The organism is Streptomyces sp. NPDC005408 (genome assembly GCF_040606445.1).
Classification (GTDB): Bacteria; Actinomycetota; Actinomycetes; order Streptomycetales; family Streptomycetaceae; genus Streptomyces.
Genome location: NZ_JBEXEX010000018.1, coordinates 19,319 through 45,959 on the forward strand (window position 1 = coordinate 19,319; position 26,641 = coordinate 45,959).

22 protein-coding genes and 2 tRNA genes are annotated in these 26,641 nt (G+C 68.8%); 20 read left to right on the forward strand and 4 right to left on the reverse strand.

The annotated features are described in order from the left end of the window. Position 1 precedes the first annotated feature (1 nt). Positions 2-811 (forward strand): DNA-formamidopyrimidine glycosylase family protein, encoded by an 810-nt coding sequence (locus tag ABZS64_RS18815; protein ID WP_355830420.1) that lies wholly within the window; start codon positions 2-4, stop codon positions 809-811. A gap of 166 nt (positions 812-977) precedes the next feature. Here ABZS64_RS18815 and ABZS64_RS18820 read toward each other — a convergent pair whose 3' ends face one another. Next, complete coding sequence (locus ABZS64_RS18820; protein WP_355830423.1) at positions 978-2,207, reverse strand: GNAT family N-acetyltransferase; 1,230 nt, start codon at positions 2,205-2,207, stop codon at positions 978-980. 106 nt (positions 2,208-2,313) lie between these two features. Here ABZS64_RS18820 and ABZS64_RS18825 point away from each other — a divergent pair, with 106 nt between their 5' ends. The 3 genes from ABZS64_RS18825 to ABZS64_RS18835 all read left to right on the forward strand — a co-directional run bounded on the left by ABZS64_RS18825 (position 2,314) and on the right by ABZS64_RS18835 (position 5,276). After that, on the forward strand, positions 2,314-3,459 hold the full coding sequence (locus tag ABZS64_RS18825) for a PP2C family protein-serine/threonine phosphatase (protein ID WP_355830425.1): 1,146 nt from the start codon (positions 2,314-2,316) through the stop codon (positions 3,457-3,459). 108 nt (positions 3,460-3,567) lie between these two features. Beyond that, the gene (locus ABZS64_RS18830; RefSeq protein ID WP_355830428.1) at positions 3,568-4,770 is read left to right on the forward strand and encodes an amidase; all 1,203 of its coding nucleotides are present in this window, start codon (positions 3,568-3,570) and stop codon (positions 4,768-4,770) included. A 47-nt stretch (positions 4,771-4,817) separates the two neighbouring features. Beyond that, entirely contained in the window at positions 4,818-5,276 is a 459-nt protein-coding gene (locus ABZS64_RS18835) for an HD domain-containing protein (RefSeq protein ID WP_355830431.1), read from the forward strand. A 32-nt stretch (positions 5,277-5,308) separates the two neighbouring features. On the opposite strand, the gene ABZS64_RS18840 is transcribed toward ABZS64_RS18835, so the two are convergent. After that, complete coding sequence (locus tag ABZS64_RS18840; RefSeq protein ID WP_355830432.1) at positions 5,309-6,463, reverse strand: acyltransferase family protein; 1,155 nt, start codon at positions 6,461-6,463, stop codon at positions 5,309-5,311. A 422-nt stretch (positions 6,464-6,885) separates the two neighbouring features. Between ABZS64_RS18840 and ABZS64_RS18845 the strand changes: the two genes are divergently transcribed. Next, the gene (locus ABZS64_RS18845) at positions 6,886-7,080 is read left to right on the forward strand and encodes a hypothetical protein (protein ID WP_355830435.1); all 195 of its coding nucleotides are present in this window, start codon (positions 6,886-6,888) and stop codon (positions 7,078-7,080) included. 389 nt (positions 7,081-7,469) lie between these two features. Here ABZS64_RS18845 and ABZS64_RS18850 read toward each other — a convergent pair. Then, positions 7,470-7,543, reverse strand: a tRNA-Gly gene (locus tag ABZS64_RS18850). Between the two features lie 152 nt (positions 7,544-7,695). Between ABZS64_RS18850 and ABZS64_RS18855 the strand changes: the two genes are divergently transcribed. The 5 genes from ABZS64_RS18855 to clpX all read left to right on the forward strand — a co-directional run bounded on the left by ABZS64_RS18855 (position 7,696) and on the right by clpX (position 12,371). Continuing rightward, a tRNA-Pro gene (locus ABZS64_RS18855) sits at positions 7,696-7,772 on the forward strand. Positions 7,773-7,970: 198 nt separating this feature from the next. Beyond that, positions 7,971-9,368: a trigger factor gene (gene tig, locus ABZS64_RS18860; RefSeq protein WP_355830438.1), complete on the forward strand. Its 1,398-nt coding sequence runs from the start codon at positions 7,971-7,973 to the stop codon at positions 9,366-9,368. 231 nt (positions 9,369-9,599) lie between these two features. Further along, positions 9,600-10,217: an ATP-dependent Clp protease proteolytic subunit gene (locus ABZS64_RS18865; RefSeq protein ID WP_355830441.1), complete on the forward strand. Its 618-nt coding sequence runs from the start codon at positions 9,600-9,602 to the stop codon at positions 10,215-10,217. 41 nt (positions 10,218-10,258) lie between these two features. Continuing rightward, complete coding sequence (locus tag ABZS64_RS18870) at positions 10,259-10,933, forward strand: ATP-dependent Clp protease proteolytic subunit (protein ID WP_355830443.1); 675 nt, start codon at positions 10,259-10,261, stop codon at positions 10,931-10,933. Between the two features lie 145 nt (positions 10,934-11,078). Then, positions 11,079-12,371, forward strand: coding sequence for an ATP-dependent Clp protease ATP-binding subunit ClpX (clpX, locus tag ABZS64_RS18875; protein ID WP_355830446.1), 1,293 nt, complete (start codon positions 11,079-11,081; stop codon positions 12,369-12,371). A gap of 65 nt (positions 12,372-12,436) precedes the next feature. Here the strand turns inward: clpX and ABZS64_RS18880 are convergent, their stop codons facing one another. Next, positions 12,437-13,372 (reverse strand): hypothetical protein, encoded by a 936-nt coding sequence (locus tag ABZS64_RS18880; protein ID WP_355830449.1) that lies wholly within the window; start codon positions 13,370-13,372, stop codon positions 12,437-12,439. Positions 13,373-13,507: 135 nt separating this feature from the next. Between ABZS64_RS18880 and ABZS64_RS18885 the strand changes: the two genes are divergently transcribed. The 10 genes from ABZS64_RS18885 (at position 13,508) to ABZS64_RS18930 (ending at position 26,599) form a co-directional block, all read left to right on the forward strand. Further along, positions 13,508-16,129: a valine--tRNA ligase gene (locus ABZS64_RS18885; protein WP_355830451.1), complete on the forward strand. Its 2,622-nt coding sequence runs from the start codon at positions 13,508-13,510 to the stop codon at positions 16,127-16,129. Positions 16,130-16,278: 149 nt separating this feature from the next. Next, the gene (locus ABZS64_RS18890) at positions 16,279-17,769 is read left to right on the forward strand and encodes a folylpolyglutamate synthase/dihydrofolate synthase family protein (protein ID WP_355830454.1); all 1,491 of its coding nucleotides are present in this window, start codon (positions 16,279-16,281) and stop codon (positions 17,767-17,769) included. A 6-nt stretch (positions 17,770-17,775) separates the two neighbouring features. Next, positions 17,776-18,129, forward strand: a complete 354-nt coding sequence (locus tag ABZS64_RS18895) for a DUF4233 domain-containing protein (RefSeq protein ID WP_355830456.1) — start codon at positions 17,776-17,778, stop codon at positions 18,127-18,129. A gap of 64 nt (positions 18,130-18,193) precedes the next feature. Then, the gene (gene ndk, locus ABZS64_RS18900; protein WP_355830459.1) at positions 18,194-18,607 is read left to right on the forward strand and encodes a nucleoside-diphosphate kinase; all 414 of its coding nucleotides are present in this window, start codon (positions 18,194-18,196) and stop codon (positions 18,605-18,607) included. 254 nt (positions 18,608-18,861) lie between these two features. Next, positions 18,862-19,881 carry a rod shape-determining protein gene (locus tag ABZS64_RS18905; protein WP_015033593.1) on the forward strand — a complete coding sequence of 340 codons (1,020 nt, stop codon included), beginning with the start codon at positions 18,862-18,864 and terminating at the stop codon, positions 19,879-19,881. Positions 19,882-19,992: 111 nt separating this feature from the next. Then, positions 19,993-20,943 carry a rod shape-determining protein MreC gene (gene mreC / locus ABZS64_RS18910; RefSeq protein ID WP_355830462.1) on the forward strand — a complete coding sequence of 317 codons (951 nt, stop codon included), beginning with the start codon at positions 19,993-19,995 and terminating at the stop codon, positions 20,941-20,943. Positions 20,944-20,956: 13 nt separating this feature from the next. Then, the gene (gene mreD / locus ABZS64_RS18915) at positions 20,957-21,625 is read left to right on the forward strand and encodes a rod shape-determining protein MreD (protein ID WP_355830465.1); all 669 of its coding nucleotides are present in this window, start codon (positions 20,957-20,959) and stop codon (positions 21,623-21,625) included. A 16-nt stretch (positions 21,626-21,641) separates the two neighbouring features. Then, positions 21,642-23,807 carry a penicillin-binding protein 2 gene (mrdA, locus tag ABZS64_RS18920; RefSeq protein WP_355830468.1) on the forward strand — a complete coding sequence of 722 codons (2,166 nt, stop codon included), beginning with the start codon at positions 21,642-21,644 and terminating at the stop codon, positions 23,805-23,807. A 3-nt stretch (positions 23,808-23,810) separates the two neighbouring features. Continuing rightward, positions 23,811-25,013 (forward strand): rod shape-determining protein RodA, encoded by a 1,203-nt coding sequence (rodA, locus tag ABZS64_RS18925; protein ID WP_355830471.1) that lies wholly within the window; start codon positions 23,811-23,813, stop codon positions 25,011-25,013. 50 nt (positions 25,014-25,063) lie between these two features. Beyond that, positions 25,064-26,599, forward strand: a complete 1,536-nt coding sequence (locus ABZS64_RS18930; protein WP_355830473.1) for a CYTH and CHAD domain-containing protein — start codon at positions 25,064-25,066, stop codon at positions 26,597-26,599. The last annotated feature ends 42 nt before the right edge of the window (positions 26,600-26,641 follow it).

Genomic DNA, 26,641 nt, shown 5'->3' on the forward strand with positions numbered 1-26,641 from the left:
CGTGCCCGAGGGTCATACGATCCACCGACTGGCCGCCGACCACTTCGAGAGGTTCGGCGGCCGGCCTGTGCGGGCGACCAGCCCGCAGGGGAAGTTCTCCGACAGCGCGGCGCTGCTCGACGGCCAGGAGCTCGAGAGCACCGAGGCGCACGGCAAGCACCTCTTCCTCGGCTTCGGCCCGCTCGGCTGGGTCCATATCCATCTCGGCCTCTTCGGCAAGGTCAACTTCGGTGACGCGCCCGCGCCGCCGCCGACCGACACGGTGCGGCTGCGCCTCGCCGGCCCCACGGCGTACGTCGATCTGCGCGGCCCCACCGCCTGCGCCCTGATCACCGGCGGCGAGAAGCAGGCGATACACGAGCGCCTGGGCCCCGACCCGCTCCGCCCCACTGACGATCCTGACCGTGCCTGGGCTCGTGTCTCCCGCTCCAGGACCACCGTCGCCGCGCTGCTCATGGACCAGAAGATCATCGCGGGCGTCGGCAATGTCTACCGCGCCGAGGTCCTCTTCCGGCACGGGATCGACCCCTACCGCGCAGGCAAGGACCTCACCCACGACGAGTGGACCGCGATCTGGGCGGACCTCGTCGAGCTGATGCGCGAGGGCGTACGCAACAACCGCATCGACACCGTCCGCCCTGAACACACCCCCGAGGCCATGGGCCGCCCGCCGCGCGTCGACGACCACGGCGGCGAGGTCTACGTCTACCGCCGGGCACACCTGCCCTGCCATGTCTGCGGCGGCGAGATCCGCACCGCCGGTCTCGCCGCACGCAATCTCTTCTGGTGCCCGGTCTGCCAGCGGGCCTGACGCACTAGGCCCTGTCCGGTCGATCGTGCCGGGCTCGCGTGCCCTGGCACGGCACCTCGCTGCGTTGTCGTCAGTCGCCGACGCTCCGCGTCGGCTCCTTCCTCCGCCTTGCGATGCACCACGCCAGACCCCGCTCCCTCATCCGGCCTGATCGACCAGACAGGACCTAGAAGCCGTGCGGCAACCAGGGGGCGATGTCCGAGGCGAAGGCCACCGACGCCTCTGCCAGCGCCCCCGGCCGCAGCTCCTGAACCCGCCCCGCCCCCGCCAGCGCCGCCAGCGAGATCCCGCCCAGATACGCCGAGCCCAACTCCCGTACGGACAGCGCAAGATCCGCGTCGTCCTCGGTCCGCTTGCAGGACGCGCCCTTGTGGTCGCCGGTCAGCCGCCAGCGCCCGGCGTTCCACGGACAGAAGTCGTCGGTGACGTCGAAGACGACATCCACCGGCGTCTGGTACGTACGCGCCTCCAGGGCGGCCCCGAGCTCCACCAGCCGTACGAACATGCTGTCCCGCACCCGCACCTCGCAGCGCCGCACGTCATTGACGAGATGCAGCAGCGGGTCGTCCACGGGCCGGTTGCGTGTCACCACCTGCACGGTCAGGTCGATGTCGAAGAGGAAGCGCCACAGCACGGCGTACGTCACCGGGTCGAGCGCCTCGATGTGCCGCAGCGTGATGGTGCCCTTCGGGCCGCCCGCCCCCCACTCCGGCTTGTTGTGGAAGCGCACGAAACCGACAATCTCGCCGTCGCGCTCGGCGACCACGCACTGCAAGGGCGATGCGCCGTCCCGCTGGCCCGGCGGGTCGAGCAGGGGCAGCCGCTCCCAGCCCGGTTTACGGGCGAGCATGCCCGGCCGTGAGCCGATGCTGCGTACGTACACCGCCTCGCACTCCTGCGCGACAGCCTCGACGTCCGCGAATCGCAGCCGGACGGCGTCCGCGCCCTCCGGGAGACCGATCCGCCCCCGGACGGTGTCGATCGTCGCGGACATCTGCTGGGTCGCGATCCCGTAGCCGAACCGTCCGTAGATCTCCGGCTCGGAAGCCGTCAGTGCGGCGATCGGCTCGTCCCCGCTGCGTACGTCGTCGAGCTGGCGCCGCATCATCGAGGTGAGCACCCCGCGCCGCCGGTGCGTCGCGGCCACGCTGACCATCGTCACGCCAGCGGCAGACACCATCGCGCCGCCCGGGACCGTGACCCCGAACGAGAACGCCCCGGCGGTCCCGATGCACTCGTCCCCGTCCCAGGCACCGATGGAGCGCTCGGGCTCGGTCAGCGAGTGATACAGCTCTCGCTCCTCCGGGCTCTCCGTCACACCGCCGAAGGCACGTTCCAACTTCCCGTACCAGTCGCTCCATTCGGACGGACGCAGCACTCGCAGCTCGATCGTCATATGCCATGCCTACCAGGGCTGCGCCGCCGAGGCGACCCGATTTCGAACGCATTGTCGCTGGGGTCCCCCTGCACGGAGGGCGAGCGGGTGGATAGGGTCCACGGCAATGGCCCGCGGCTCTGCAGCAGACTCGTACACGGCCCGGTTGCGGAAAGCGGTGCACCGGGCACGTATCGCGCTGCGCAAATCCGGGGTCGACTACTTCCGCGGCGACGGCTCCGACTGGATCGCGCTGGCGGGGCTGCTTCTGACGATCCCCGCCTTCACGTGGGGATCGATCGTGATGCCCGTCTGGGTCTCCCCGGCGGCGCTGGTCCTGCCGATCGTGGCGGGGGGTCTGCTGCTGCGCCCGGCGAGCCTGCTGGGTCTGTACGCAGGGGCAGCGGCGGCGCTGATCGTCGAGTCGTTCGTGCTCGGCCCGTACACCGAGGGCCCGGCGAGAGTCACCCCGGGCACGGTGCTGACCGTCGCGGCGTGCGGCTTCTTCGGCCTGCTGATAGCCCAGTTCCGGGCACGCGTCGGGGTGCCCTGGCGACGTGGCGGAACGATGCTCTTCGACCTGCGCGAACGTATCCGGGTCCAGAGCGCCCTGCCCCGGCTGCCGAAGGGCTGGCACCACGAGATGGCGCTGCGCCCGGCGGGCGGCCAGTCCTTCTCCGGCGACTTCGTGGTCGCAGCCCGTACGAACGGTGGCCGCACCCTGGAGGTCGTCCTCACCGACGTCTCCGGCAAGGGCATGGACGCGGCGTCCCGGGCGCTGCTGCTGTCCGGCGCGTTCGGAGGTCTGCTCGGCTCGCTGCCGTCCCACGGCTTCCTGCCCGCGGCCAACGGCTATCTGCTCCGCCAGGACTGGGACGAGGGCTTCGCGACCTCCATCCATCTCGTCCTGGACCTGGACTCCGGCGACTACGAGCTGCTGTCGGCAGGCCATCTGCCCGCGCTCCAGCTGCACGCGGGCAGCGGCCGCTGGGAGGAGAAGGACACCGAGGGCCCGCTGCTCGGTGTCTACGACGGCGCCCAGTTCGACCCGATCAAGGGCTCTCTGCGTCCCGGCGACGTACTGATGCTCTTCACCGACGGCCTGGTGGAGGCGTCGGGCCGTGACATCAGCGAGGGCATAGACCGCCTCACCGGCGAGGCCGACCGCTATGTGGCATCGGGGTTCGAGGGTGCCGCCTGGCATCTGATCGAAGCGGTCGCGAAGGACGTCAACGACGACAGGGCGCTGCTGCTTCTGTGCCGCGAGGCGTAGTCCGTGCGCCGTCGATGACGGTGGTCCGTGCGCCGTCGACGACGGACAGATCCGGTCTGAGATGCTCGGACGCCACGAAGCGCCGCGATCGTGTCCCGAGGAGTCCTGATGGCGACGACCGACACCGCAGTCTGGCGCGAGCGCGGCAACCCCCTGGTCACCGGCTCCGGCACCGGCCCGCTGCACGGCATCCGGCTCGCGGTCAAGGACATGCACGCCGTCGCCGGCCACCGCCTGGGCGCAGGCAATCCGGCCTGGCTTGCCGAGGCGGAACCACAGCCCGCCCACTCCTGGGCCGTCGGTGCCCTGCTGGCCGCGGGAGCCGACGTGACCGGTATCGCGCAGACCGACGAATTCGCCTACAGCCTCAACGGGACCAACGCGCACTACGGCACCCCGCCCAACCCGGCGGCACCCGGCCGCGTCCCCGGCGGCTCCTCCGGCGGACCGGCCGCCGCGGTCGCCCTCGGCCAGGCCGACGCCGGTCTCGGCAGCGACACCGCCGGATCGATCCGGGTGCCCTCCTCGTACTGCGGGCTCTACGGCCTGCGGCCCACCCACGGCGCCGTGCCCGCCACCGGAATGCTGCCGCTGGCTCCCTCCTTCGACACCGTCGCCTGGCTCGCGCGGGACCCGCGCACCCTGGCGCGGCTGGGCGACGTACTCCTGCCGGCCGGGGGCGGCGGAGGTCAACGCCCTTTCCGTACGGCCCTGGTGGCGACGGACCTCCTCGCGCTCGGCGACGAGGGAGTACGTGAGGCCTTCGGCCCCGCCGCGGCGGGACTGGCCGAGCGCCTTGGCCTGAAGATCGAGGAAGTGCCGTCCCTGGGAGGCGATCCGGGAGAGCGGGCAGTGGCCTTCGCGACCGCTCAGGCCGCGGAGGTGTGGGAGTGCGACGGGGCCTGGGTGAGCGCCCACCCCGGGACGCTCGGGCCCGGCGTCGCAGCCCGGTTCGCCCGTGCGGCCAAGGTCACCCCCGAGGAGCGGGAGGCAGCGGAGGCCGTGGTCCACCGGAGCGCCCGCGACCTGATCGCCGCTCTTCCCGATGACGCGGTGCTGCTACTGCCCGCCGCGAGCGGACCGGCCCCGCTGCCCGACCAGGAGAACGAACACAAGGCCGCCACCCGCCGGGCGACGTTCCGCCTGACGTGCCTGGCGAGCTGCGCGGGCCTGCCGTGCCTGGTGCTGCCCCGGATGTCGGTGGACGGACTGCCGGTGGGCCTTGCCGTGATCGCCGGCCGTGGGAGCGACCGCGCGCTGCTCGACCTGGGTGTGCGGAGCGCCGGGCAGGACTTCCGCGCCGTCAGGTGATCGGCGGCCCTGCGGTAGGCGGGCCTGTGCGCCCGTACAGTCGGCGCATGCCGTATCTCACGCTCACCGAGGTCGAGGCCGTCGCCCGCACGGCCCATGCCGCCCAGACGGACAAGGCGGGACGGCCGTACGCCGAGCATCTCGCCGCCGTCGCCGAAGGGGTGCGGGCGCGTGGCGGGAGCGAGGAGCAGATCGCCGCGGGGTGGCTGCACGACTCCGTCGAGGACGACGCGCTCTCCCGCGAGTGGCTCGACGCGGCCGCGCTGCCGCAGCCGGTCAAGGACATGGTCCTCGCCCTCACGAAGCGCAAGGGCGAGGATCTGGAGGAGTACACACGGCGCATTCTGGCCACGCCGGGCGCGCGCCTCGTCAAGGAGGCCGACCTCGCGCACAACGCCGACCCGGCGCGGCTCGCGGTCCTGGACGAGGCGACGCGGACGCGGCTGACGGCGAAGTACGCGAAGGTGCGCGGACTGCTGGGCCTGCCGGGCGGCTCCCCGGCCTGAACGGACCGGAGGGCGGTCCCTGCCCGCATGCCTCAGTGCCGCGGCCCCAGCTCCGTCGCGTCCCGGCGGAACGCCCACGCCATCTCCGGCTCGGTCACGAAGCGCATTGCCCTGCGCACCGGCGGCGTGCACAGCAGCGTTACCGCGACCGCCGCGATCAGCGTGAGCATGATCTCGCCGCTCGGGTCGCTCAGCCAGGCGTACGTCGGGAAGACATGCCCGTAATCCGCGGCCTTGATCAGCAGACCGTGCAGCAGGTAGCCGCAGATCGTGCCCGCGCCCAGCACCGTGAACCAGGTCCTGCGGCGCGGCACCCAGGCCAGGAACCCTGCCGTGAGCAGCACCGCGCAGCCGAAGAACGCGAGCGTCATCACGACACCCACCCACCACGGTTCACCCAGCTCCTGGGCGCTGCTGGAGCGGTAGAGCCAGCTGAAGTTCATCCGGGGAGAGGCCCAGTACGCGAAGACGGCCGCACCGGCGAAGAGCGGCAGCGCAAGCAGCCGCACCTCCCGCCGCCGCACCAGCTGGAAGTGCTCGGGCTTCAGGCACAGCCCCAGCACGAAGAACGGCAGGAACTGCAGAACACGCTGGAGATTGAGATCGGCGCCGATGTTCGGCGTCAGCGCGGCGAGCGAGGCCAGGGCGAGCGCGACCGGCAGCGGCCACCGGATCAGCCGCCACAGCGGGGCCGTGAGACGCCAGATGAACAGAGCCGCCAGGAACCAGGTCAGATAGAAGGGGTCGAGCAGGCTGATCGGCTGCTCGGGAGCGTGCTGCGCCCACCGTCTGAAGAGGGAGTACACGACCTCGAAGACCACGTACGGCACGGCGATGCCGGTCAGCAGCCGTCTGAGCTGGTCGGGCCTGCCGGTGTAACTCCGGGAGAAATAGCCGGAGATGAGGATGAAGGCCGGCATGTGGAAGGTGTAGACGAGCAGGTAGAGCGCCCGGGAGGCGCGACTGCCGTCCATCACCGGTTCCCATGCGTGCGCGATCGCGACCAGCACGATGGCCAGATACTTCGCGTTGTCGAAGTACGCGTCTCGACTGGTGGACGTCGCCGGGGCCTTCTCGGCCGCGGCGTCAACGGCCGGTGCGGCCGTCTTCTCTGTTGTAGGGACGGGCTCCGACTCCCGGGCCTGGGGGAGCGGGCCCCTGCTGAATCCATGCGGAGCGTGGAACATCTGAGGCACCCTAGCCGCGCCGATTCGATTTCGTAAAACCCCCGCCGCGCGTCTCCCATTCGAATCTGAAACGGCCGCCAACCGCACCCTATGCCCCAATTAATCCCCCTTAAATGGTGCATATCGGCACGCTCTTTTGAGCAGGTGAATTACCTCACCCGGCGCCTTCGAATTTCTCGTGACCGACATGTGGGGGCATGGAAACGATCAGGCCGAATTCCTTCCCGTATTTCACCCTGCCGGACCAGCCGCCCCGCGCGGGCAGGCGTACTCGGGCGCGCGGTTGGCGCGATCCCGTCGTCGATGATTCGTCAGCAGGGAGCATGTATGGGGCTGTTGGTGGCACCATGGTCATGGCGGGGGTGTGCTGGGCCGCACGCTCCCGGGCCGGCAAGGCGGACCGACCGAGGGTGTGATCAGTTGTGGCCATTTCACTGTCTGTGGTGCTGCTGTTGGCGATCATCCTCGTGGTGCTGATCCGTGGCGGCTCCATCAAAGCCGGACCCGCCATTGTCGCGGCGCTGTTCGGCTTCTTCCTCGCCTCGACGGGGATGGCGCCGTCGATCAACAGGTTTCTCAATTCGATAGCCGACACCATCAACCAGATCAACTTCTGACGCAACGACTCAGGCCCGGCTCGGGTGGTGAACCACCGAGCCGGGCCTGAGACATGAAGAGCGGGCGACGGGAATAGCGGCAGAGGTCGCGGGGAACGTCAGGCGGCGCCAGTGACGCCTGGGACAACGAAGCGCCTGTACAGAGGGGAGATCTCCGCCTGGGGGTCGCTCTGCACGCCCAGTTCGTCCTTGAGTACGGGTGACACCGCGAGCGTGCGTGCCAGGCGTCGCGGGCCAGGAGGGACTTTCACGACACGCCCCAGCACTCAAGTTGACCCCACCGGGCCCGGCTTGGAACGGGCACGCAGGGGCACGAGGGACTGAACGCAGTCCCGGAAGCGATCAGGGCCAGGCGGAGGATTGATCCTCTGACCTGGCCCTGAGTCGTATGGAGCGGGCGACGGGAATCGAACCCGCGTAGCTAGTTTGGAAGACTAGGGCTCTACCATTGAGCTACGCCCGCAAGCGCCGCACCGCAGGTCACGAGGGCCGCGGTACGAGGAGCATCGTAGCGGGTCCGGGGCCGGTGCCGCACACCCCAATCCGCCCCGTGCGCCTCCCGAAGAATGCGGCAGCCGCATGGCCTGCGGGCATGTACCCTACGTGTCGCACCGACGGGGTGTGGCGCAGCTTGGTAGCGCGTCCGCTTTGGGAGCGGAAGGTCGTCGGTTCGAATCCGGCCACCCCGACCATCATCACGATCGCTCTTCAAGATCACATTGTGGGCCTCAACCTGCTTGCGGCTACTATGCAAGCTGCGTGCCCGTGTGTCCGACGAGTCCGACGAAAGCCGGCGAGTCTGACGGAGAGACCGGGCCGAATCCGCTGAGCCGCCTCCAGTGCGGCGGACGCAGCAGAACCCCAGAATCAGCCACCAAGGAGACCGAACCGTGAAGAGCGCCGTGGAGACCCTGAACCCGACCCGGGTTCGGCTCACTGTCGAGGTGCCCTTCGAGGAGCTCAAGGACAGCCTCGACGCGGCGTACAAGAAGATCAACCAGCAGGTCACGGTCAAGGGCTTCCGCAAGGGCAAGATCCCGGCCCGAGTGATCGACCAGCGGTTCGGCCGTGGTGCGGTGCTGGAGGAGGCCGTCAACGACGCCCTCCCGAAGTTCTACACCGAGGCGGTCAACGAGGCCGAGGTCAACCCGCTCGGCCAGCCCGAGGTCGACATCACCGAGCTGAAGGACGGCGAGCTGCTGGCCTTCACCGCCGAGGTCGACATCCGCCCCGTCATCGAGATCCCGGACTACTCCGGCATCGAGGTCACCGTCGACGCCGTCGAGGTCACCGACGAGGACGTCGAGAAGTCCGTGGAGCAGCTGCGTGAGCGCTTCGCCTCCACCAACCCGGTCGAGCGTGCCGCCGCCGAGGGCGACGTCGTGACGATCGACCTCGAGGCCAAGGTCGACGGCGAGGTCCTGGAGGACGGCGTCGCGAGCGGCGTGCAGTACACCATCGGTTCCGGCGAGCTCCTCGACGGCATCGACGAGGCCGTCACCGGCCTTGAGGCCGACGGCGAGGCCACCTTCACCTCGCAGCTGAAGGGCGGCTCCGCCGAGGGCAAGGACGCGGAGGTCACCGTCAAGGTCACCGCCGTCGCCGCCCGCGAGCTCCCCGAGCTCGACGACGACTTCGCGCAGATGGCGAGCGAGTTCGACACCCTCGAGGAGCTGAAGGCGGACAGCCGCAAGCGCCTCGAGAACATGAAGCAGTACGACCAGGCCACCCAGGCCCAGGAGCGCGTCCTCGACGAGCTGCTGAAGCTGGCCGAGGTGCCGATCCCCGAGAAGCTGCTCGAGGACGAGGTCAAGACCCGCAAGCACAACCTTGAGCACCACCAGCTCGGCCAGATGGGCATCGACCTCCCCAAGTACCTGGAGATCCAGGGCAAGACCGAGGAAGAGTTCGACGCCGAGACGTCCGAGCAGGCGATCAAGGGCATCAAGACCCAGTTCATCCTCGACGAGCTGGTCAACAAGGAGAAGCTGAACGTCAACCAGGAGGAGCTCACCGAGCACCTCATGCGGCGTGCGGCCTCCTCCGGCATGAGCCCCGACCAGTTCGCCCAGGCGGTCGTCGAGGGTGGCCAGGTGCCGATGCTCGTGGGCGAGGTCGCCCGCGGCAAGGCGCTCGCCGTGGTCGTCGAGGCCGCCAAGGTCACTGACACCAACGGTGAGGTCGTCGACCTCGAGGACGAGGACGAGACCGAGACCGCCGCGGAGACGGTCGAGGCCGTCGTCGAGGGTGACGAGGCCGACGAGGCCGCGGAGAAGACCGAGGCCTGAGCCTCGCTCTGAAGCACTGATTCGGGCCCCGGACGCACCAAGCGCCGGGGCCCGACTCGTACTGCTGCCGGGGCCCAGACACCTTGCGCTCCGAGCGAACAGTTGGGGAAGCGGGATGGCGCCCGCCGACCAGCGCGTTAGGGTCCATGAATACGAGGGCAGGGGAGTCCCCGCCCCCAGTACGAAAGACGCTGAGACGGCCGCAGCCGTCAGAGACGAGCAGGTGGATACGTGACGAATCTGAAGCCTTACGCCGCGGGTGAGCCGTCCATCGGTGGTGGCCTCGGCGACCATGTCTACAACCGGCTGCTCGGCGAGCGCATCATCTTCCTCGGCCAGCAGGTCGACGACGAGATCGCCAACAAGATCACGGCGCAGATGCTGCTCCTGGCCGCAGAGCCGGACAAGGACATCTACCTCTACATCAACAGCCCCGGCGGCTCGGTGACGGCCGGCATGGCGATCTACGACACCATGCAGTACATCCCGAACGACGTGGTCACGATCGGTATGGGCATGGCGGCCTCGATGGGCCAGTTCCTGCTCACCGGCGGCACCGCGGGCAAGCGCTTCGCGCTCCCGAACACCGACATTCTGATGCACCAGGGATCGGCCGGTATCGGCGGCACCGCCTCGGACATCAAGATCCAGGCCGAGTACCTGCTTCGTACGAAGAAGCGCATGGCGGAGATCACCGCCCACCACTCCGGCCAGACCGTCGAGACGATCATCCGCGATGGTGACCGCGACCGCTGGTACACCGCGGGAGAGGCCAAGGACTACGGCCTCATCGACGAGATCATCTCCGCCGCATCGGGCGTTCCGGGCGGCGGCGGCACCGGCGCCTGAGCCGTACTGCCCCCAGCCCCCGCCCGTAGAATGCCACCAGGATGGTGAACACCCACATGAGCAACTACTCCGCGAGCGGCCTCTACACCGGCCCGCAGGTGGACAACCGCTACGTCGTCCCGCGCTTCGTCGAGCGCACCTCGCAGGGCGTGCGTGAGTACGACCCGTACGCGAAGCTCTTCGAGGAGCGCGTGATCTTCCTCGGCGTGCAGATCGACGACGCATCCGCCAACGACGTCATGGCGCAGCTGCTGTGCCTGGAGTCGATGGACCCGGACCGCGACATCTCGATCTACATCAACAGCCCCGGCGGCTCGTTCACGGCCCTCACGGCCATTTACGACACGATGCAGTTCGTGAAGCCGGACATCCAGACGGTCTGCATGGGCCAGGCGGCCTCCGCCGCGGCCGTGCTGCTCGCCGCCGGTACCCCCGGCAAGCGGATGGCCCTGCCGAACGCCCGCGTGCTGATCCACCAGCCGTCCTCGCAGACCGGCCGCGAGCAGCTCTCCGACCTGGAGATCGCGGCCAACGAGATCCTGCGGATGCGCACGCAGCTCGAGGAAATGCTGGCCAAGCACTCCACCACGCCGATCGAGAAGATCCGTGACGACATCGAGCGCGACAAGATCCTGACCGCCGAGGACGCACTTGCGTACGGCCTCGTCGACCAGATCGTCTCGACCCGTAAGAGCACGGCCGCAGCGGCCGCCTGACCGGTCCGGTCCCCTTGGTGCGGAGCACGACCATGTGAACCGCGCCAAGGGGGGCCCGAACGGGGGGCCCGGCAAGGTACCGTCGGATATGAGGCACCAGGAGTCGGCTGAACCAAGCTGCTCCCAGGCGAAGGGGAAGCACCTCGTGGCACGCATCGGTGATGGCGGCGACCTGCTCAAGTGCTCGTTCTGCGGAAAGAGCCAGAAGCAGGTGAAGAAGCTCATCGCAGGCCCCGGTGTGTACATCTGCGACGAGTGCATCGACCTCTGCAACGAGATCATCGAGGAGGAGCTTGCCGAGACCTCCGAGGTGCGGTGGGAGGAACTGCCCAAGCCGCGCGAGATCTACGAGTTCCTCGAGGGGTACGTCGTCGGGCAGGAGCCCGCGAAGAAGGCCCTCTCGGTAGCGGTGTACAACCACTACAAGCGTGTCCAGGCCGGCGAGAACGGCGGGGGCACGGGCCGGGACGACGCGATCGAACTGGCCAAGTCGAACATCCTGCTGCTCGGCCCGACCGGGTCCGGCAAAACACTCCTCGCGCAGACGCTCGCGCGCATGCTGAACGTCCCGTTCGCCATCGCCGACGCGACGGCGCTGACGGAGGCCGGGTATGTCGGCGAGGACGTCGAGAACATCCTGCTGAAGCTGATCCAGGCGGCCGACTACGACGTCAAGAAGGCCGAGACCGGGATCATCTATATCGACGAGATCGACAAGGTCGCCCGAAAGAGCGAAAATCCGTCGATCACCCGGGACGTGTCGGGCGAGGGCGTCCAGCAGGCGCTGCTGAAGATCCTGGAAGGCACGACGGCCTCGGTCCCGCCGCAGGGCGGCCGCAAGCACCCGCACCAGGAGTTCATCCAGATCGACACGACGAACGTGCTGTTCATCGTGGGCGGTGCCTTCGCGGGCCTGGAGAAGATCATCGAGTCGCGTGCGGGCGCGAAGGGCATCGGCTTCGGCGCGACGATCCGCTCCAAGCGCGAGATCGAGGCGAGCGACCAGTTCCAGGAGGTCATGCCGGAGGACCTGGTGAAGTTCGGGATGATCCCGGAGTTCATCGGCCGCCTCCCGGTCATCACCTCAGTGCACAACCTGGACCGCGAGGCCCTGCTGAAGATCCTCGTCGAGCCGCGCAACGCACTGGTGAAGCAGTACCAGCGCCTGTTCGAACTGGACGGCGTGGAGCTGGACTTCGACCTCCCGGCCCTCGAGGCGATCGCCGACCAGGCGATCCTGCGCGGCACGGGCGCTCGAGGCCTGCGGGCCATCATGGAAGAGGTCCTGATGTCGGTGATGTACGAGGTCCCGTCACGTAAGGACGTCGCACGGGTGGTCATCACGTCGGACGTGGTGCACAACAACGTGAACCCGACGCTGGTGCCGCGGGAGCCGCGGATCGTGAAGAACGACGGGCGCCACGAAAAGTCCGCGTAGCGGCTACGTACTTACGCCGAAGGGGCGCCCGGCCAGTCAACTGGCCGGGCGCCCCTTCGCGTTGATCAGACCTTGGTGCGCGAGGTCTTGTACACCTTGGCCGCGAGCTCGGCGACCTGGTCCTGGGACGCGCCCTTGCCGCCGGTCAGCATGGAACTCATTTCGAAGGACATGACGGCGCCGATCGTGCTGTAGTCGGCCCAGACGCAGATCGGCGTCTCGAACTCCTTGGCGCCGGCTCCCGTGCCGGTGTCGGGCTTGGTCTTGATGTTCTGGCACTTCATCAAAGCGCCCTCGAACCCGGAGGGTTCAACCGACGTGGGGCTGCCGACGAGGGTGACCTCGTTCTTCTTCTCCTCGGCATCGCCCTTGGCGAGGCTGGCGAAGTAGCCGTCGAGTGCCTTCTCGGGGTCGGAGATCTCACCCCACAGACCGTTGACGTTGAGCAGCTTGCCCTTCAGCGGCTCGCTCTCGGCGCCGGACTTGTAGGAGGCGCTGACCTGCGTCGGGTTCTTGATCCCGATCGCCTCAGCTTCCTTCTTGTCCTTGTCCGACATGGAACCAGTCTTGTCGGTGCCCTGCTTCTTGTAGTCGTCGACCGAAGCGGCAGGCGTGAGCTTGTACCCCTTGGTGTCGGCCGAGACGTCCCCGTTCCCGCCGCCTCCGCCCAGCAGGAAGTACACACCTCCGCCGATCACCGCGAGCGCCACGACCGAGGCCGCCACGATCAGGCCCGTCTTCTTCTTCGGGGGCGCCGGCGGGGGCGGGACCTGGCCGCCGCCGTAGGGCTGACCGTACTGGGGCTGCTGGCCGTACGGGCCCGGCTGCTGCGGCTGGCCCCACTGGCCCGGCTGCTGCGGCGGGACGCCCTGAGGGGCCTGCTGGGGGTACCCGTAGCCGGGCTGCGGGGCCTGCGGCTGCTGGCCGTAGGGACCCGGCTGACCGTACGGTCCGGGCTGCTGAGGCTGGCCGCCGTACGGGCCCGGCTGGTTGTAGCTCATTACTGCGTTCCCCTCCAGTTACTTATGTGATCCGAACATCCTGGCCCAATGGCCGACGCCTTGGGGCGGCGGGGGTCACACCGTTACGAACATTCCCGTTTCAGTACGGCCCTGTGACACCCCTAAACTGAGCCCGTGACCGAGAACGCTCAGCAGCAGCCAGCCAGCAACCCCGAACTGCCGACCCAGTACGCGCCGGCCGAAGTAGAGGGGAAGCTGTACGAGCGCTGGGTGGAGCGCGGTTACTTCGAGGCGGACGCGAAGAGCGAGAAGCCCCCGTACACGATCGTCATTCCGCCGCCGAACGTCACCGGCTCTCTGCACCTCGGGCATGCCTTCCAGCACACCCTCATGGACGCCCTCACCCGCCGTAAGCGGATGCAGGGGTACGAGTCGCTCTGGCTGCCCGGCATGGACCACGCCGGTATCGCCACCCAGAACAAGGTCGAGCAGCAGCTCGGCGACGAGGGCAAGTCCCGTCACGACCTGGGGCGCGACGAGTTCGTCGACCGGGTCTGGCAGTGGAAGGAAGAGTACGGCGGCAAGATCCTCGGCCAGATGCGCCGCCTCGGCGACGGCGTCGACTGGAGCCGCGAGCGCTTCACCATGGACGAAGGGCTGTCCAAGGCCGTCCAGACCATCTTCAAGAAGCTCTACGACGACGAGCTGATCTACCGCGCCGAGCGCATCATCAACTGGTGCCCCCGGTGTCTGACCGCCATCTCGGACATCGAGGTGGACTACCAGGACGACAACGGCGAGTTGGTCTCGCTCAAGTACGGCGAGGGCGACGAGACCGTCGTCGTCGCGACCACCCGCGTCGAGACGATGCTGGGCGACACCGCCGTCGCCGTCCACCCCGACGACGAGCGGTATGCCCACCTCGTCGGCAAGCGGATCAAGCTGCCGCTGACCGACCGTACGATCCCGGTCGTCGCCGACACCCATGTCGACCCGGAGTTCGGTACGGGCGCGGTCAAGGTGACCCCGGCCCACGACCCGAACGACTTCGCCATCGGCCAGCGCCACGGGCTCGACTCCCTGACGATCATGGACGAGCGCGGTGTCATCACCGCCCACGGTCCCTTCCAGGGACTCGACCGCTTCGAGGCGCGCTCCACGATCGTCGAGGCGCTGCGCGAGCAGGGCCGGATCGTGGCCGAGAAGCGGCCGTACGTCCACTCCGTCGGCCACTGCTCCCGGTGCAAGACCACCATCGAGCCTCGTCTTTCGCTGCAGTGGTGGGTCAAGGTCGGCCCGCTGGCGCAGGCCGCCGGTGACGCGGTCCGCGACGGGCGGGTCAAGATCCATCCGCAGGAGATGTCGAGGCGGTACTTCGACTGGGTCGACAACATGCACGACTGGTGCATTTCCCGCCAGTTGTGGTGGGGCCACCGGATCCCCGTCTGGTACGGGCCGGACGGCGAGGTCGTCTGCGTCGGACCCGACGAGCAGCCGCCGAGCGGTGAGGGCTGGACGCAGGACGCCGACGTCCTGGACACCTGGTTCTCCTCCGGCCTGTGGCCGTTCTCGACGCTCGGCTGGCCGGAGCGTACGCCGGACCTGGAGAAGTTCTACGCCACCGACGTCCTGCTGACCGGCCACGACATCATCTTCTTCTGGGTCGCCCGGATGATGATGTTCGGTCTGTACGCGATGGACGGCGAGCCGCCGTTCCACACCATCGCGCTGACCGGTCTCGTCCGCGACGAGCACGGCAAGAAGATGTCGAAGTCCAACCCCAACTCCGTTGACCCGCTGGACTGGATGGACGCGTACGGCTCCGACGCCGTCCGCTTCACCCTTGCCCGTGGCGCCAACCCCGGGGCCGATGTGCCGATCGGCGAGGACTGGGTCCAGGCGTCGCGCAACTTCGCCAACAAGATCTGGAACGCGACCCGATTCGCGCTGATGAACGGCGCGACCGTGGAGGGAGAGCTGCCCGACCCGGCGCAGATGTCCGCCACGGACCGGTGGATCCTCTCCCGGCTCAACGCGACCGTCGCTGAGGTCGACGCGTACTACGAGGACTACCAGTTCGCGAAACTGTCCGACGCCCTCTACCACTTCGCGTGGGACGAGGTCTTCGACTGGTACGTCGAGCTCTCGAAGACCACGTACTTCGCGGGCGGTGAGCAGGCGCGGGTCTCCGGACGCGTCCTCGGCGAGGTCCTCGACGTGACCCTCCGACTGCTCCACCCGATCGTTCCGTTCGTCACCGAGACCCTGTGGACCACGCTCACCGGCAAGGAGTCGGTCGTCATCGCCGACTGGCCGAGCGACAGCGGCTTCCGGGACAAGGCCGCCGAGCAGGACATCGAGCTGGTCCAGCAGGTCGTCACCGAGGTCCGCCGGTTCCGGTCCGACCAGGGGCTGCAGCCCGGTCAGAAGGTCCCGGCCCGGCTGACCCTGGACGGCACCGCGCTGGCGCCGCACGAGGCCGCCATCCGGCAGCTGCTGCGTCTGCAGCCGGAGGGCGAGGGCTTCAGTGCCACGGCGACCCTCCCGGTCGCGGGGGCCACGGTCGCGCTCGACCTGTCGGGCACGATCGACGTCGGCGCCGAGCGCAAGCGGCTTGCGAAGGACCTGGCCGCGGCCGAGAAGGAGAAGGCCCAGGCGCTGGGGAAGCTCGGCAACGAGGCGTTCCTGGCCAAGGCCCCGGACAACGTGGTCGACAAGATCCGTACGCGCCTCGCCAAGGCCGAGGAGGACATCGAGCGGATCACGGCTCAGCTGGACCGGCTGCCGCAGGCGTAGTCACGATGCGGGTGTAGTCACGATGCAGGCGTAGTCACGATGCGCGAGAGGCCCCTGGGGATCCCCCGGGGGCCTCTCGCGCATCCGTGCCCGAGCCGGGAAGAGGGCGGGGCGAACGTCCTGTCACTGCTCCTCCGTAGACTGGCCCTGTGAGTGAGCAGCCCGACCCCTTTGACGAGATCGTCGACGCCGAGACAGACCGCGACCCCGACCTGGCGGTGATCGAGGCCGGCAGCCGTACCCTGCGCGCGCAGGCCGGATCGCCCCAGGGTGACCCCGTGCCCGCCCGGCCCGCAGACCCGGAGGTGGACAAGGCGCTGCGTGCGGTCGAGGCGGATCTGGCGACGCGCTGGGGCGAGACCAAGCTGGAGCCCTCCGTCGCCCGTATCTCCGCGCTGATGGATGTGCTGGGCGAGCCCCAGCGCGCGTACCCCTCGATCCACATCACGGGGACGAACGGCAAGACGTCCACGGCCCGCATGATCGAGGCCCTGCTCGGTGCCTTCGATCTGCGTACCGGCCGCTACACCTCGCCGCACGTCCAGTCGGTCACCGAGCGGATCAGCCTGGACGGCGCCGCGATCGAGGCCGAGCGCTTCGTCGAGACGTACAACGACATCAAGCCGTACGTCGAGATGGTGGATGCCCAGCAGGACTTCCGGCTGTCCTTCTTCGAGGTGCTCACCGGCATGGCGTACGCCGCCTTCGCCGACGCGCCCGTGGATGTGGCGGTCGTCGAGGTCGGCATGGGCGGCAGCTGGGACGCGACGAACGTCATCGACGGGTCCGTTGCCGTCGTCACCCCCATCGACCTGGACCACACCGACCGTCTTGGTGAAACGCCCGCCGAAATCGCGGTCGAGAAGGCCGGTGTCATCAAGCAGGGCGCGACGGTCATCCTGGCGCAGCAGCCGGTGGACGCCGCGCAGGTGATGTTGAAGAAGGCCGTCGAGGTCGACGCCACGGTCGCCCGCGAGGGCATGGAGTTCGGCGTGGTCGCCCGCGAAGTCGCGGTCGGCGGCCAGTTGGTGACGCTGCGCGGACTCGGCGGGGAGTACGAGGAGATCTTCCTCCCGCTCTACGGGGCGCACCAGGCGCACAACGCGGCGGTGGCGCTCGCCGCGGTCGAGGCCTTCTTCGGCATCGGCTCCGAGCAGGCCCGCACGCTCGACATGGACACCGTCCGCAAGGCGTTCGCCGCGGTGACCTCGCCGGGCCGCCTGGAGGTCGTGCGCCGCAGCCCGACGGTCGTCCTGGACGCCGCGCACAACCCGGCGGGCGCCCGCGCGGCCGCCGACGGGATCACCGAGTCGTTCGGCTTCTCCCGCCTCATCGGTGTGGTGGGCGCGAGCGGCGACAAGGACGTGCGGGGCTTCCTCGAGGCCTTCGAGCCGATCTTCGCCGAGGTTGTGATCACGCAGAATTCGAGCCATCGGTCGATGGACGCCGATGAGCTGGCGGCGGTCGCGGTCGAGGTCTTCGGCGACGAGCGGGTGGTCGTCGAGCCGCGTCTCGACGACGCGCTTGAGGCGGCGATCACGCTCGCCGAGGAGGAGTCCGAGTTCGCGGGCGCCGGCGTCCTGGTGACCGGTTCCGTGATCACGGTCGGCGAGGCCCGGCTGCTGCTGGGGAAGGGCTGACATCCGATGCGTACGCTCTGTGCATCCACCCTGATCGGCGAGTTCTTCGTGATCGGCTTCGCCGGTCTCGTCGCCATGAAGTCCGATGAACTCTCCATGGCGACCGTCTGGACGGTCTGCGGCGTCGGGATGCTGCTCTCGGTCCTGCTCTGCGGGATGATCGGCCGCCCCGGCGGAGTGCAGCTCGGCTGGGCGCTGCAGATCGCGCTGATCGCCAGCGGCTTCGTGGTGCCGACGATGTTCTTCCTCGGCGCGATCTTCGCGGGCCTGTGGTGGGCCTCGGTCCACTACGGCCGGAAGATCGACGAGGCGAAAGCGAGATGGGCCGCGCAGGCCTCGTCAGAGCCTGACGCTGCGTAATCGCGGAGCTGCCCCGCCCTGTAGCCTCTGAACTCCTGAATCCGCACATGAAGGAGCCCGTACCGTGAGCCAGCGCACGCTCGTCCTGCTCAAGCCCGACGCCGTACGCCGTGGCCTGATCGGCGAGATCATCGGCCGTATCGAGGCAAAGGCCGGCTGGACCATCAGCGCGCTGGAGCTGCGCACCCTCGACCGGGAGATCCTGGAGCAGCACTACGCCGAGCACGTCGGCCGGCCGTTCTACGAGCCGCTCGTCGAGTTCATGCAGTCCGGCCCGGTCGTCGCCTTTGTCGTCGAGGGCGAGCGGGTCATCGAGGGTGTCCGCGCCCTGACCGGCCCGACCGACCCGATCGCGGCCGCTCCCGGCTCCATCCGTGGGGACTTCGGCACCATCGTGCGGGAGAACCTCATCCACGCCTCGGACTCCGAGGAGTCCGCCATTCGAGAACTCAAGATTTTCTTCCCCGGGCTTTCCTGATTGGCCGTCAGCCATACAGAGCCTCCACCTGGGGCGACCGAAGGAATTTCGGTCGCCCTTCGGTGTACATGAGCGCTTTGCGGGAACGCATCGCTCCGACACCTCGTCACCTAATACAGAGGTGGACTCACCGCGCGGTGTTCGTGCAGGCGGCACTACGATGAAGCCTCCACGCCACAGCACCCACCTCGCCATCCTAAAAAGCCATCAACGCTCGATTTGGGAAGGCCAGACGCATCCTCATGGGGAACAACATGTCGTTCATCGGCCGTGACATGGCTGTCGACCTCGGGACCGCCAACACGCTGGTGTACGTCAGGGGCCGGGGGATCGTCCTCAACGAGCCGTCCGTCGTCGCCATCAACACCAACACGGGCGGCATTCTCGCGGTCGGCGCCGAGGCGAAGAAGATGATCGGCCGGACACCGGGCAACATCGTTGCCGTCCGGCCGTTGAAGGACGGCGTCATCGCCGACTTCGAGATCACCGAACGGATGCTGCGCTACTTCATTCTGAAGATCCACAAGCGCCGGTACCTCGCCCGGCCGCGCGTCGTCGTCTGTGTGCCCTCCGGCATCACGGGCGTCGAGCGCCGCGCGGTCATCGAGGCATCGACGCAGGCGGGCGCCCGGCAGGTGCACATCATCGAGGAGCCCATGGCCGCGGCCATCGGCTCCGGACTCCCGGTCCATGAAGCCACCGGCAACATGGTTGTCGACATCGGTGGCGGGACCACCGAAGTCGCCGTCATCTCACTCGGCGGAATCGTCACAGCACAGTCCATCCGCGTCGCCGGTGACGAGCTGGACAACGCGATCATCCAGCACATCAAGAAGGAGTACTCCCTCCTGCTCGGTGAGCGGACCGCCGAACAGATCAAGATCACCATCGGTTCCGCCTACGACATGGACAAGGACGAGCACACCGAGATCCGCGGTCGTGACCTCGTCTCCGGTCTGCCCAAGACCGTCGTCATCTCGGCCGCCGAAGTCCGCAAGGCGATCGAGGAACCCGTCAACGCGATCGTTGACGCCGTCAAGACCACCCTCGACAAGTGCCCGCCGGAGCTCTCCGGCGACGTCATGGACCGCGGCATCGTCCTCACCGGCGGTGGCGCCCTGCTGCGCGGCCTGGACGAGCGGCTGCGCCGCGAGACCGGAATGCCCATCCATATCGCCGAGGATCCGCTGGACTCCGTTGCCCTCGGATCCGGCAAGTGTGTCGAGGAGTTCGAGGCACTCCAGCAGGTGCTGGACGCCCAGCCCCGCCGCTGAGCGGAACTCCACGATCGACGAGATCCGCCGTATGGGGGCCTGCCAACCCGTACGGCGGATCGTTGATATACAGACATCAACATTCCTACGAGGAAGGCACGGCCGCCGCACGTGAGGGACACACGAGAGAGCCGGCTGCTCCTGGTGCTGCTGATCGCCATCGCGTTCGCTTTGATCACGGTGGACATCCGCGGGGGCGAGGAGTCACCGGTCGACGGCGCCCGGCAGGCCGCCGCCACGGTCTTCGGACCGGTCGAGAACGGCGTCGCGGCAGCGGTCGACCCGATCGGCCACGCGATCGGCGCGGTACGGGACTCCGGTCAGCGCCACGACCGCATCAGCCAACTCGAGCACGAGAACGCCGCGCTGAAGCAGAGACTCGGCAGCGACGACCGCAACCGAAGCCGGGTGCGCGAGCTCGACAAGATGCTCAAGAAGGCCGGCGCCGGCCAGTACGGCATCAAGGGCGCCGAGGTCATCGCCATAGGAGCGGCCCAGGGTTTCTCCTGGACGGTGACCATCGACGTCGGCTCCAGCGACGGCATCCAGCGGGACATGACCGTACTCAACGGCGACGGACTCGTCGGACGGGTCACCACGGTCGGCCCGAACACCGCGACCGTACTGCTCGCCAACGACCCTGACTTCACCGTCGGGACGCGAATGGAGAAGACCGACGAACTGGGCTTCGCCACCGGCCAGGGCGACCGTCCGCTCTCCGTGCAGCTGCTCAACGGCAAGGCCAAGGTCAAGAAGGGCGACCGACTGGTCACCTTCGGCTCGCAGGCCGACAAGCCGTTCGTGCCCGGTGTCCCGGTCGGCGAGGTCGTCCGCGTCGACCCCTCCGGCGGCGACCTCACCCGGACCATCTACGTCCGGCCGTTCGTCGGCTTCACCAAGCTCGACATCGTCGGCGTCGTCGTCCTCGCACCCCGGTCCGATCCGCGCGACACGGTCCTCCCGCCCAAGCCCGCGGCCCCGAAGCCCACGCCGACAGTCACGGTGACGGTCACCCCGTCGGCCGGCGGCGATGTCAGCGCGACCGACCAGAACGTCGAGTAGGAGCTGATCCGTCATGCGCTTCAACCGGATGCTGCTCTCCACGACGCTCGTCGTGGTCGCCCTCGTCATCCAGGTCTCCGTCCTCGCCCGCCTCCAGCTCCCCGGCGCCGTCCCCGACCTGCTGCTGCTCGTCGTCCTCGGACTCGCCTTCGTCTACGGGCACATGGCCGGCGCCTTCATCGGCTTCGGCGCGGGCCTGCTCGCCGACCTCGCCCCGCCCGCCGACCATGCCGCAGGACGCTACGCGCTCGTGCTCTGCGTCATCGGCTATCTCGCAGGCCTGGCGCGCCCCGACAACGGCCGGATCAAGTCGGCCACCGGGCCGATGGTCGTGGTCGTCGCGGCCGCCATCGGCTCGACGCTGCTGTACGCGGGGGTCGGCGCCCTCGTCGGCGACACCGCGGCCCGCCATGTGGGCCTGGGCAGCCTGCTGTTCACGGCCGCCGTGTACGACCTGCTGCTCGCGCCCTTCACCGTGCCGCTGATCATGGCGCTCGCCAGACGCGCCGAGAACGATCCGCTCGCCGAGAGCCAGAGCAGCGGAGGCGGCGACGTCGCCTCGGGCTGGCTCTCGTCCGGCACCGGACTGCGGATCGGCACCCAGCGTGGCGGACTGCGGGTCAAGGCAGCAAGGACGCGGGCGGCACGGGCCGGCCGCATCAAGGGAGTCAAGCGACTGTGAGCGAGGGGGCAGCGGCGTGAGCAACATTCCGGAGACCGGGCGGACCCCCCGGGTCCAGATCCGGCTCGTGATCATCCAGGTACTTGTCTTCTCCCTCCTCCTCACCCTCGGCGGACGCCTCTGGTACCTCCAGATCCGCAACGGCGAGGAGTACACCGACGAGGCGAAGAACAACCACGTCCAGCAGGTCGTCCAGCCCGCCGTCCGCGGCGCGATCCTCGACGCCCGCGGCATCCCGCTCGCCGACAACGAGACCCGCCTCGTGGTCTCCGCGTCCCGCACCGAGCTGATGAAGATGAAGGACGACGGCAAGGGCGTCCTCACCCGTCTCGCGGCCGTCCTCGGCATGAAGCCGAACGAGGTCATGGGCAAGGTCAGGCTCTGCGACGCCAAGACCCCCCAGCCCTGCTGGAACGGCTCGCCCTACCAGCCGATCCCGGTCACCGACGAGGCCACCACCCAGCAGGCCCTGCAGATCCGTGAGCGCGCCGAGGACTTCCCCGGCATCACCGCCGAGCCCACCGCCGTACGCCGCTACACCGGGCCCGGCAAGACCAACACCGCGCAGGTCCTCGGGTATCTCTCGCCCGTCACCGACGAGGAGATCATCAAGGCCAAGGACACCGACTCGCCCTTCCTGCGCTCCGACCAGATCGGCCGCTCGGGCATCGAGCGCACCTACGACAAGGAGCTGCGCGGCAAGGCCGGAGTCACCCGCTACGAGGTCGACAACCTGGGCCGTGTCATCGGCCAGGCCGCCAAGGACGAGGCCCAGCCCGGCGCCAACCTCGTCACCTCGATCGACGCGCGGGTCCAGGCCGTCGCGGAGTACGAGCTCGACCTGGCGATGAAGACCGCCCGTCAGGAGTTCGACAAGAACACCGACGAGAACTACAAGGCCGACGCCGGTGCCGTCGTGGTGATGGAGAACAAGACCGGCCGGATCATCTCGATGGCCTCCCAGCCCACCTACGACCCCAACTCCTGGGTGGGCGGCATCTCCGCCAAGGACTACGCCAAGCTCACCGGCAAGGACTCCAACTACCCGCTGCTGAACCGGGCGATCCAGGGGCAGGCCGCCCCCGGCTCGATCTTCAAGGTGATCTCATCGACCGCCTCGGTCAACGCCGGGTACCCCTTCGACGGCGACTACCCGTGCCCCTCCTCGTACTCCGTCGGCGGCCAGGTCTTCAAGAACTTCGAGTCCAAGGGCTACGGCAGCATTTCCCTCGGCAGGGCCCTGGAGGTCTCCTGCGACACCGTCTTCTACGGCATCGCCCATCGCGAGTGGCAGAAGGACGGCGGCACCAAGCCCAAGAAGCACCCCAACGACTGGTTCTACAAGACCGCCCACCAGTTCGGCCTCGGCAAGGAGACCGGCATCGACCTCCCCAACGAGGTCAGCGGCCGTGTCCCCGACCGCCAGTGGAAGCAGCGCTTCTGGGAGGCCAACAAGGACGGCTGGTGCAAGCAGGGCAAGAAGAACGGCGACTACGTCGAGAAGATCGCGTACGAGAACTGCCTCGAAGGCAACCGGATGCGAGCGGGTGACTCCGTCAACTACTCCATCGGCCAGGGCGACACGCTCGTCACCCCGATCCAGATGGCCACGATCTACTCGGCGATCGCCAACGGCGGCACGCTCTTCAACCCCACCATCGGCAAGGCCGTCATCAGCGCGGACGGCAAGTCCGTCCAGGAGATCAAGCCGAAGCCGCACGGCAGGCTGCCGATGAACGCCGAGACGCGCGACCAGATAGACCAAGCCCTCGCGGGAGTCACGACCCGCGGATCGGCCGCCTGGCGATTCGGCGGCTGGCCGCAGGACAAGATCCCGATGCACGCCAAGACGGGTACGGCGGAGGTCTACGGCAAGCAGACGACCTCCTGGTTCGTCTCGTACACCCCCGACTACACAATCATCATGACGATCGCCCAGGGTGGTACGGGCTCCGGCGCCTCGGGTCCCGCCGTGCGCAAGATCTACGAGGCGATGTACGGACTCGACGAGAAGGGCGGCCAGGACCTGAAGAAGGCCCTGCTGCCCGCGCCGCAGAAGGCGCTCCCGAAGATCCAGCCCGACGGCACCATCGACGCTCCGGAGATCAAGCCGTACGAGCCGAAGGAAGAGTCTCCGGACGAGACACAGCAGCTCGCGGGCCCGCCCGCGCGGAGGGACTGAGCCATGGCCGGTACGAACGGCTTCTCCGTCTCCGGATACGGGCCCCAGCGCGGCGGCCTGTGGTCCCAGCTGACCGCCCGTGACTCCATGGTGCGCAAGCTGGACTGGCCGCTGCTCTTCTCGGCACTCGCGCTGTCCTTCGTGGGCTCGCTGCTGGTGTGGTCGGCGACGCGGGGGCGCACCTCGCTCAACCAGGGCGACCCGTACTACTTCCTGTTCCGGCACGCCCTCAACACGGGGATCGGCTTCGCGCTGATGATCGGCACGATCTGGCTCGGGCACCGCACCCTGCGCGGTGCGGTGCCGGTGCTGTACGGGCTGTCCGTGGTGCTCGTCCTGCTGGTGCTCACGCCGCTCGGCGCGACCATCAACGGCGCGCACGCGTGGATCGTGGTCGGCGGCGGATTCTCCCTCCAGCCCTCGGAGTTCGTGAAGATCACGATCATCCTGGGGATGGCGATGATGCTGGCCGCGCGCGTGGACGCGGGCGACCAGGTGCACCCGGACCACCGGACGGTCGCCAAGTCGCTGGGCCTCGCGATCCTGCCGATGGCGATCGTCATGCTGATGCCGGACCTCGGCTCGGTGATGGTGATGGCGGTGATCGTGCTCGGGGTGCTGCTCGCGTCGGGCGCATCCAACCGCTGGATCCTCGGGCTGATCGGCGCGGGTGTCATCGGCGCGGTGGCGGTCACGGCCCTCGGCCTGCTCGACGAGTACCAGATCAACCGCTTCGCGGCGTTCGCCAACCCGGAGCTGGATCCGGCCGGTGTCGGCTACAACACCAATCAGGCCAGGATCGCGATCGGATCGGGAGGACTGACCGGCACGGGCCTGTTCAAGGGCTCCCAGACCACCGGCCAGTTCGTGCCCGAACAGCAGACGGACTTCGTCTTCACGGTCGCGGGCGAGGAGCTCGGCTTCCTGGGGGCGGGCCTGATCCTGCTGCTGCTCGGAGTCGTGCTGTGGCGCGCCTGCCGGATCGCGCGCGAGACGACCGAGCTGTACGGCACGATCGTCGCCGCCGGGATCATCGCCTGGTTCGCGTTCCAGGCCTTCGAAAACATCGGCATGACGCTCGGCATCATGCCGGTGGCCGGTCTGCCGCTGCCGTTCGTGTCGTACGGAGGCACATCCATGTTCGCGGTCTGGATCGCGATCGGACTGCTCCAGTCGATCCGCGTGCAGAGGCCGATAACTGCGTAGGTGAACACTTGGGGCTGCCGCAGGGACCTTTGGGCAACTAGATTCAGTTCATGGCGGATACGAAGCGCGAGATCGAGCGGAAGTACGAAGCCACCCCCGAGACCAGGCTGCCGGATCTGAGCCGCGTGCCCAAGGTGGCGGCGGTCGTCGACAAGGGCGTCGCCGAGCTCGACGCCGTCTACTACGACACGGCGGACCTGCGCCTCGCCGCCGCCTCCATCACCTTGCGGCGCAGAACGGGCGGGTCGGACGCGGGCTGGCACCTCAAGCTGCCTGTCGCGCCAGGAGTACGCGACGAGGTCAGCGCACCCCTGTCCGACCAGATCCCGCGCAGCCTGGGGAGCCTCGTGCGGGCCCGCACCCGCGATGCCGAACTCGTACCCGTGGTACGGCTGCTCTCCTCCCGCGATGTCCGCCACCTCCTCGACGCCGACGGCGCGCTGCTCGCCGAGATGAGCAGGGACGCCGTCCGTGCCGAACGCCTCACCGACGGCGGCCGCACGGCCGCCTGGGACGAGATCGAGGTCGAGCTGGCGGACGACGGTGATCCTCCCTTTCTGGACGTGGTCGAGAAGAAGCTCCGCAAGGCCGGGCTGAAGCCCGCCGCCTCCCCGTCGAAGCTGGCGAGGGCCCTCGCTGAGACCGCCCCCAAGGGCAAGCGCGCCCGCAAGGAGGAGGCCCCGCCGGCCGACCACGCCCCGCAGACCGCCGGCGAGCACGTCCTCGCCTACCTGCGGGAACAGGCCGACGCGCTCCTCGCCTACGACCCGGCCGTGCGCCGCGATCTGCCCGACTCCGTCCATCAGATGCGGGTCGCCACCCGGCGGATGCGCAGCGCGTTCAAGACGTACAAGAAGGTCGTCGACCGGACCGTCACCGATCCCATCGGCGAGGAGCTCAAGTGGCTCGCGGCCGAACTCGGCGTCGCCCGGGACCAGGAGGTGCTCACCGAGCGGCTCAAGTCCAGGATCGACGCCCTGCCCAGGACCCTGCTGCTCGGCCCGGTGCGCGGGCGGCTGCGCCTGTGGAGCGTCGCGCACGGCTCGGGCGCCCGGCGCAAGGCCGTCGCCGTGCTCGACAGCAAGCGCTACCTCGCGCTGCTGGAGTCGCTGGACACGCTGCTGGCCGACCCACCGCTGCTCAAGGCGGCGGGCGGCGCGGCGGCCAGGGTGATCCCCGCGGCCGTGATCAAGGACTACGACCGGCTGGCCGCCCGGATCGACCACGCCCTGGAGCTCCCGCCCGGCGAGGCCCGGGACCTGGCCATGCACGACGCCCGCAAGGCCGCCAAGCGCGCCAGGTACGCGGGCGAGGCGGCGACGCCCGCGCTCGGCAAGCCGGCCAAGAGGTTCGCCAAGCGGATGAAGGCCGTGCAGACGGTCCTCGGTGACCACCAGGACAGCGTCGTCGCCCGCGAAGCGCTGCGGAATCTCGCGATCCAGGCGCATGCGGCGGGGGAGTCCGCGTTCACCTGGGGCCTGCTCTACGGCCAGGAGGAGGCAGCCGCGGCGCAGCGGGAGGCGGAGCTGCCGGAGGTGTGGGACGAGGCCGCCGCCCCGAAAATTCGGGCGGATCTGACCGGCTGAGGGTCAAGGTACGCTTGATGGTCACCCTTGCCCGCTCATGAG

Coding starts and splice junctions, on each gene's coding strand:
- ABZS64_RS18820 (WP_355830423.1), bottom strand. CDS start 2,207: ATGACGATCGAGCTGCGAGTGCTGCGTCCGTCCGAATGGAGCGACTGG.
- ABZS64_RS18825 (WP_355830425.1), top strand. CDS start 2,314: ATGGCCCGCGGCTCTGCAGCAGACTCGTACACGGCCCGGTTGCGGAAA.
- ABZS64_RS18830 (WP_355830428.1), top strand. CDS start 3,568: ATGGCGACGACCGACACCGCAGTCTGGCGCGAGCGCGGCAACCCCCTG.
- ABZS64_RS18835 (WP_355830431.1), top strand. CDS start 4,818: ATGCCGTATCTCACGCTCACCGAGGTCGAGGCCGTCGCCCGCACGGCC.
- ABZS64_RS18840 (WP_355830432.1), bottom strand. CDS start 6,463: ATGTTCCACGCTCCGCATGGATTCAGCAGGGGCCCGCTCCCCCAGGCC.
- ABZS64_RS18870 (WP_355830443.1), top strand. CDS start 10,259: ATGGTGAACACCCACATGAGCAACTACTCCGCGAGCGGCCTCTACACC.
- ABZS64_RS18880 (WP_355830449.1), bottom strand. CDS start 13,372: ATGAGCTACAACCAGCCGGGCCCGTACGGCGGCCAGCCTCAGCAGCCC.
- ABZS64_RS18895 (WP_355830456.1), top strand. CDS start 17,776: ATGCGTACGCTCTGTGCATCCACCCTGATCGGCGAGTTCTTCGTGATC.
- ABZS64_RS18905 (WP_015033593.1), top strand. CDS start 18,862: ATGTCGTTCATCGGCCGTGACATGGCTGTCGACCTCGGGACCGCCAAC.
- mreD (WP_355830465.1), top strand. CDS start 20,957: ATGCGCTTCAACCGGATGCTGCTCTCCACGACGCTCGTCGTGGTCGCC.
- rodA (WP_355830471.1), top strand. CDS start 23,811: ATGGCCGGTACGAACGGCTTCTCCGTCTCCGGATACGGGCCCCAGCGC.
- ABZS64_RS18930 (WP_355830473.1), top strand. CDS start 25,064: ATGGCGGATACGAAGCGCGAGATCGAGCGGAAGTACGAAGCCACCCCC.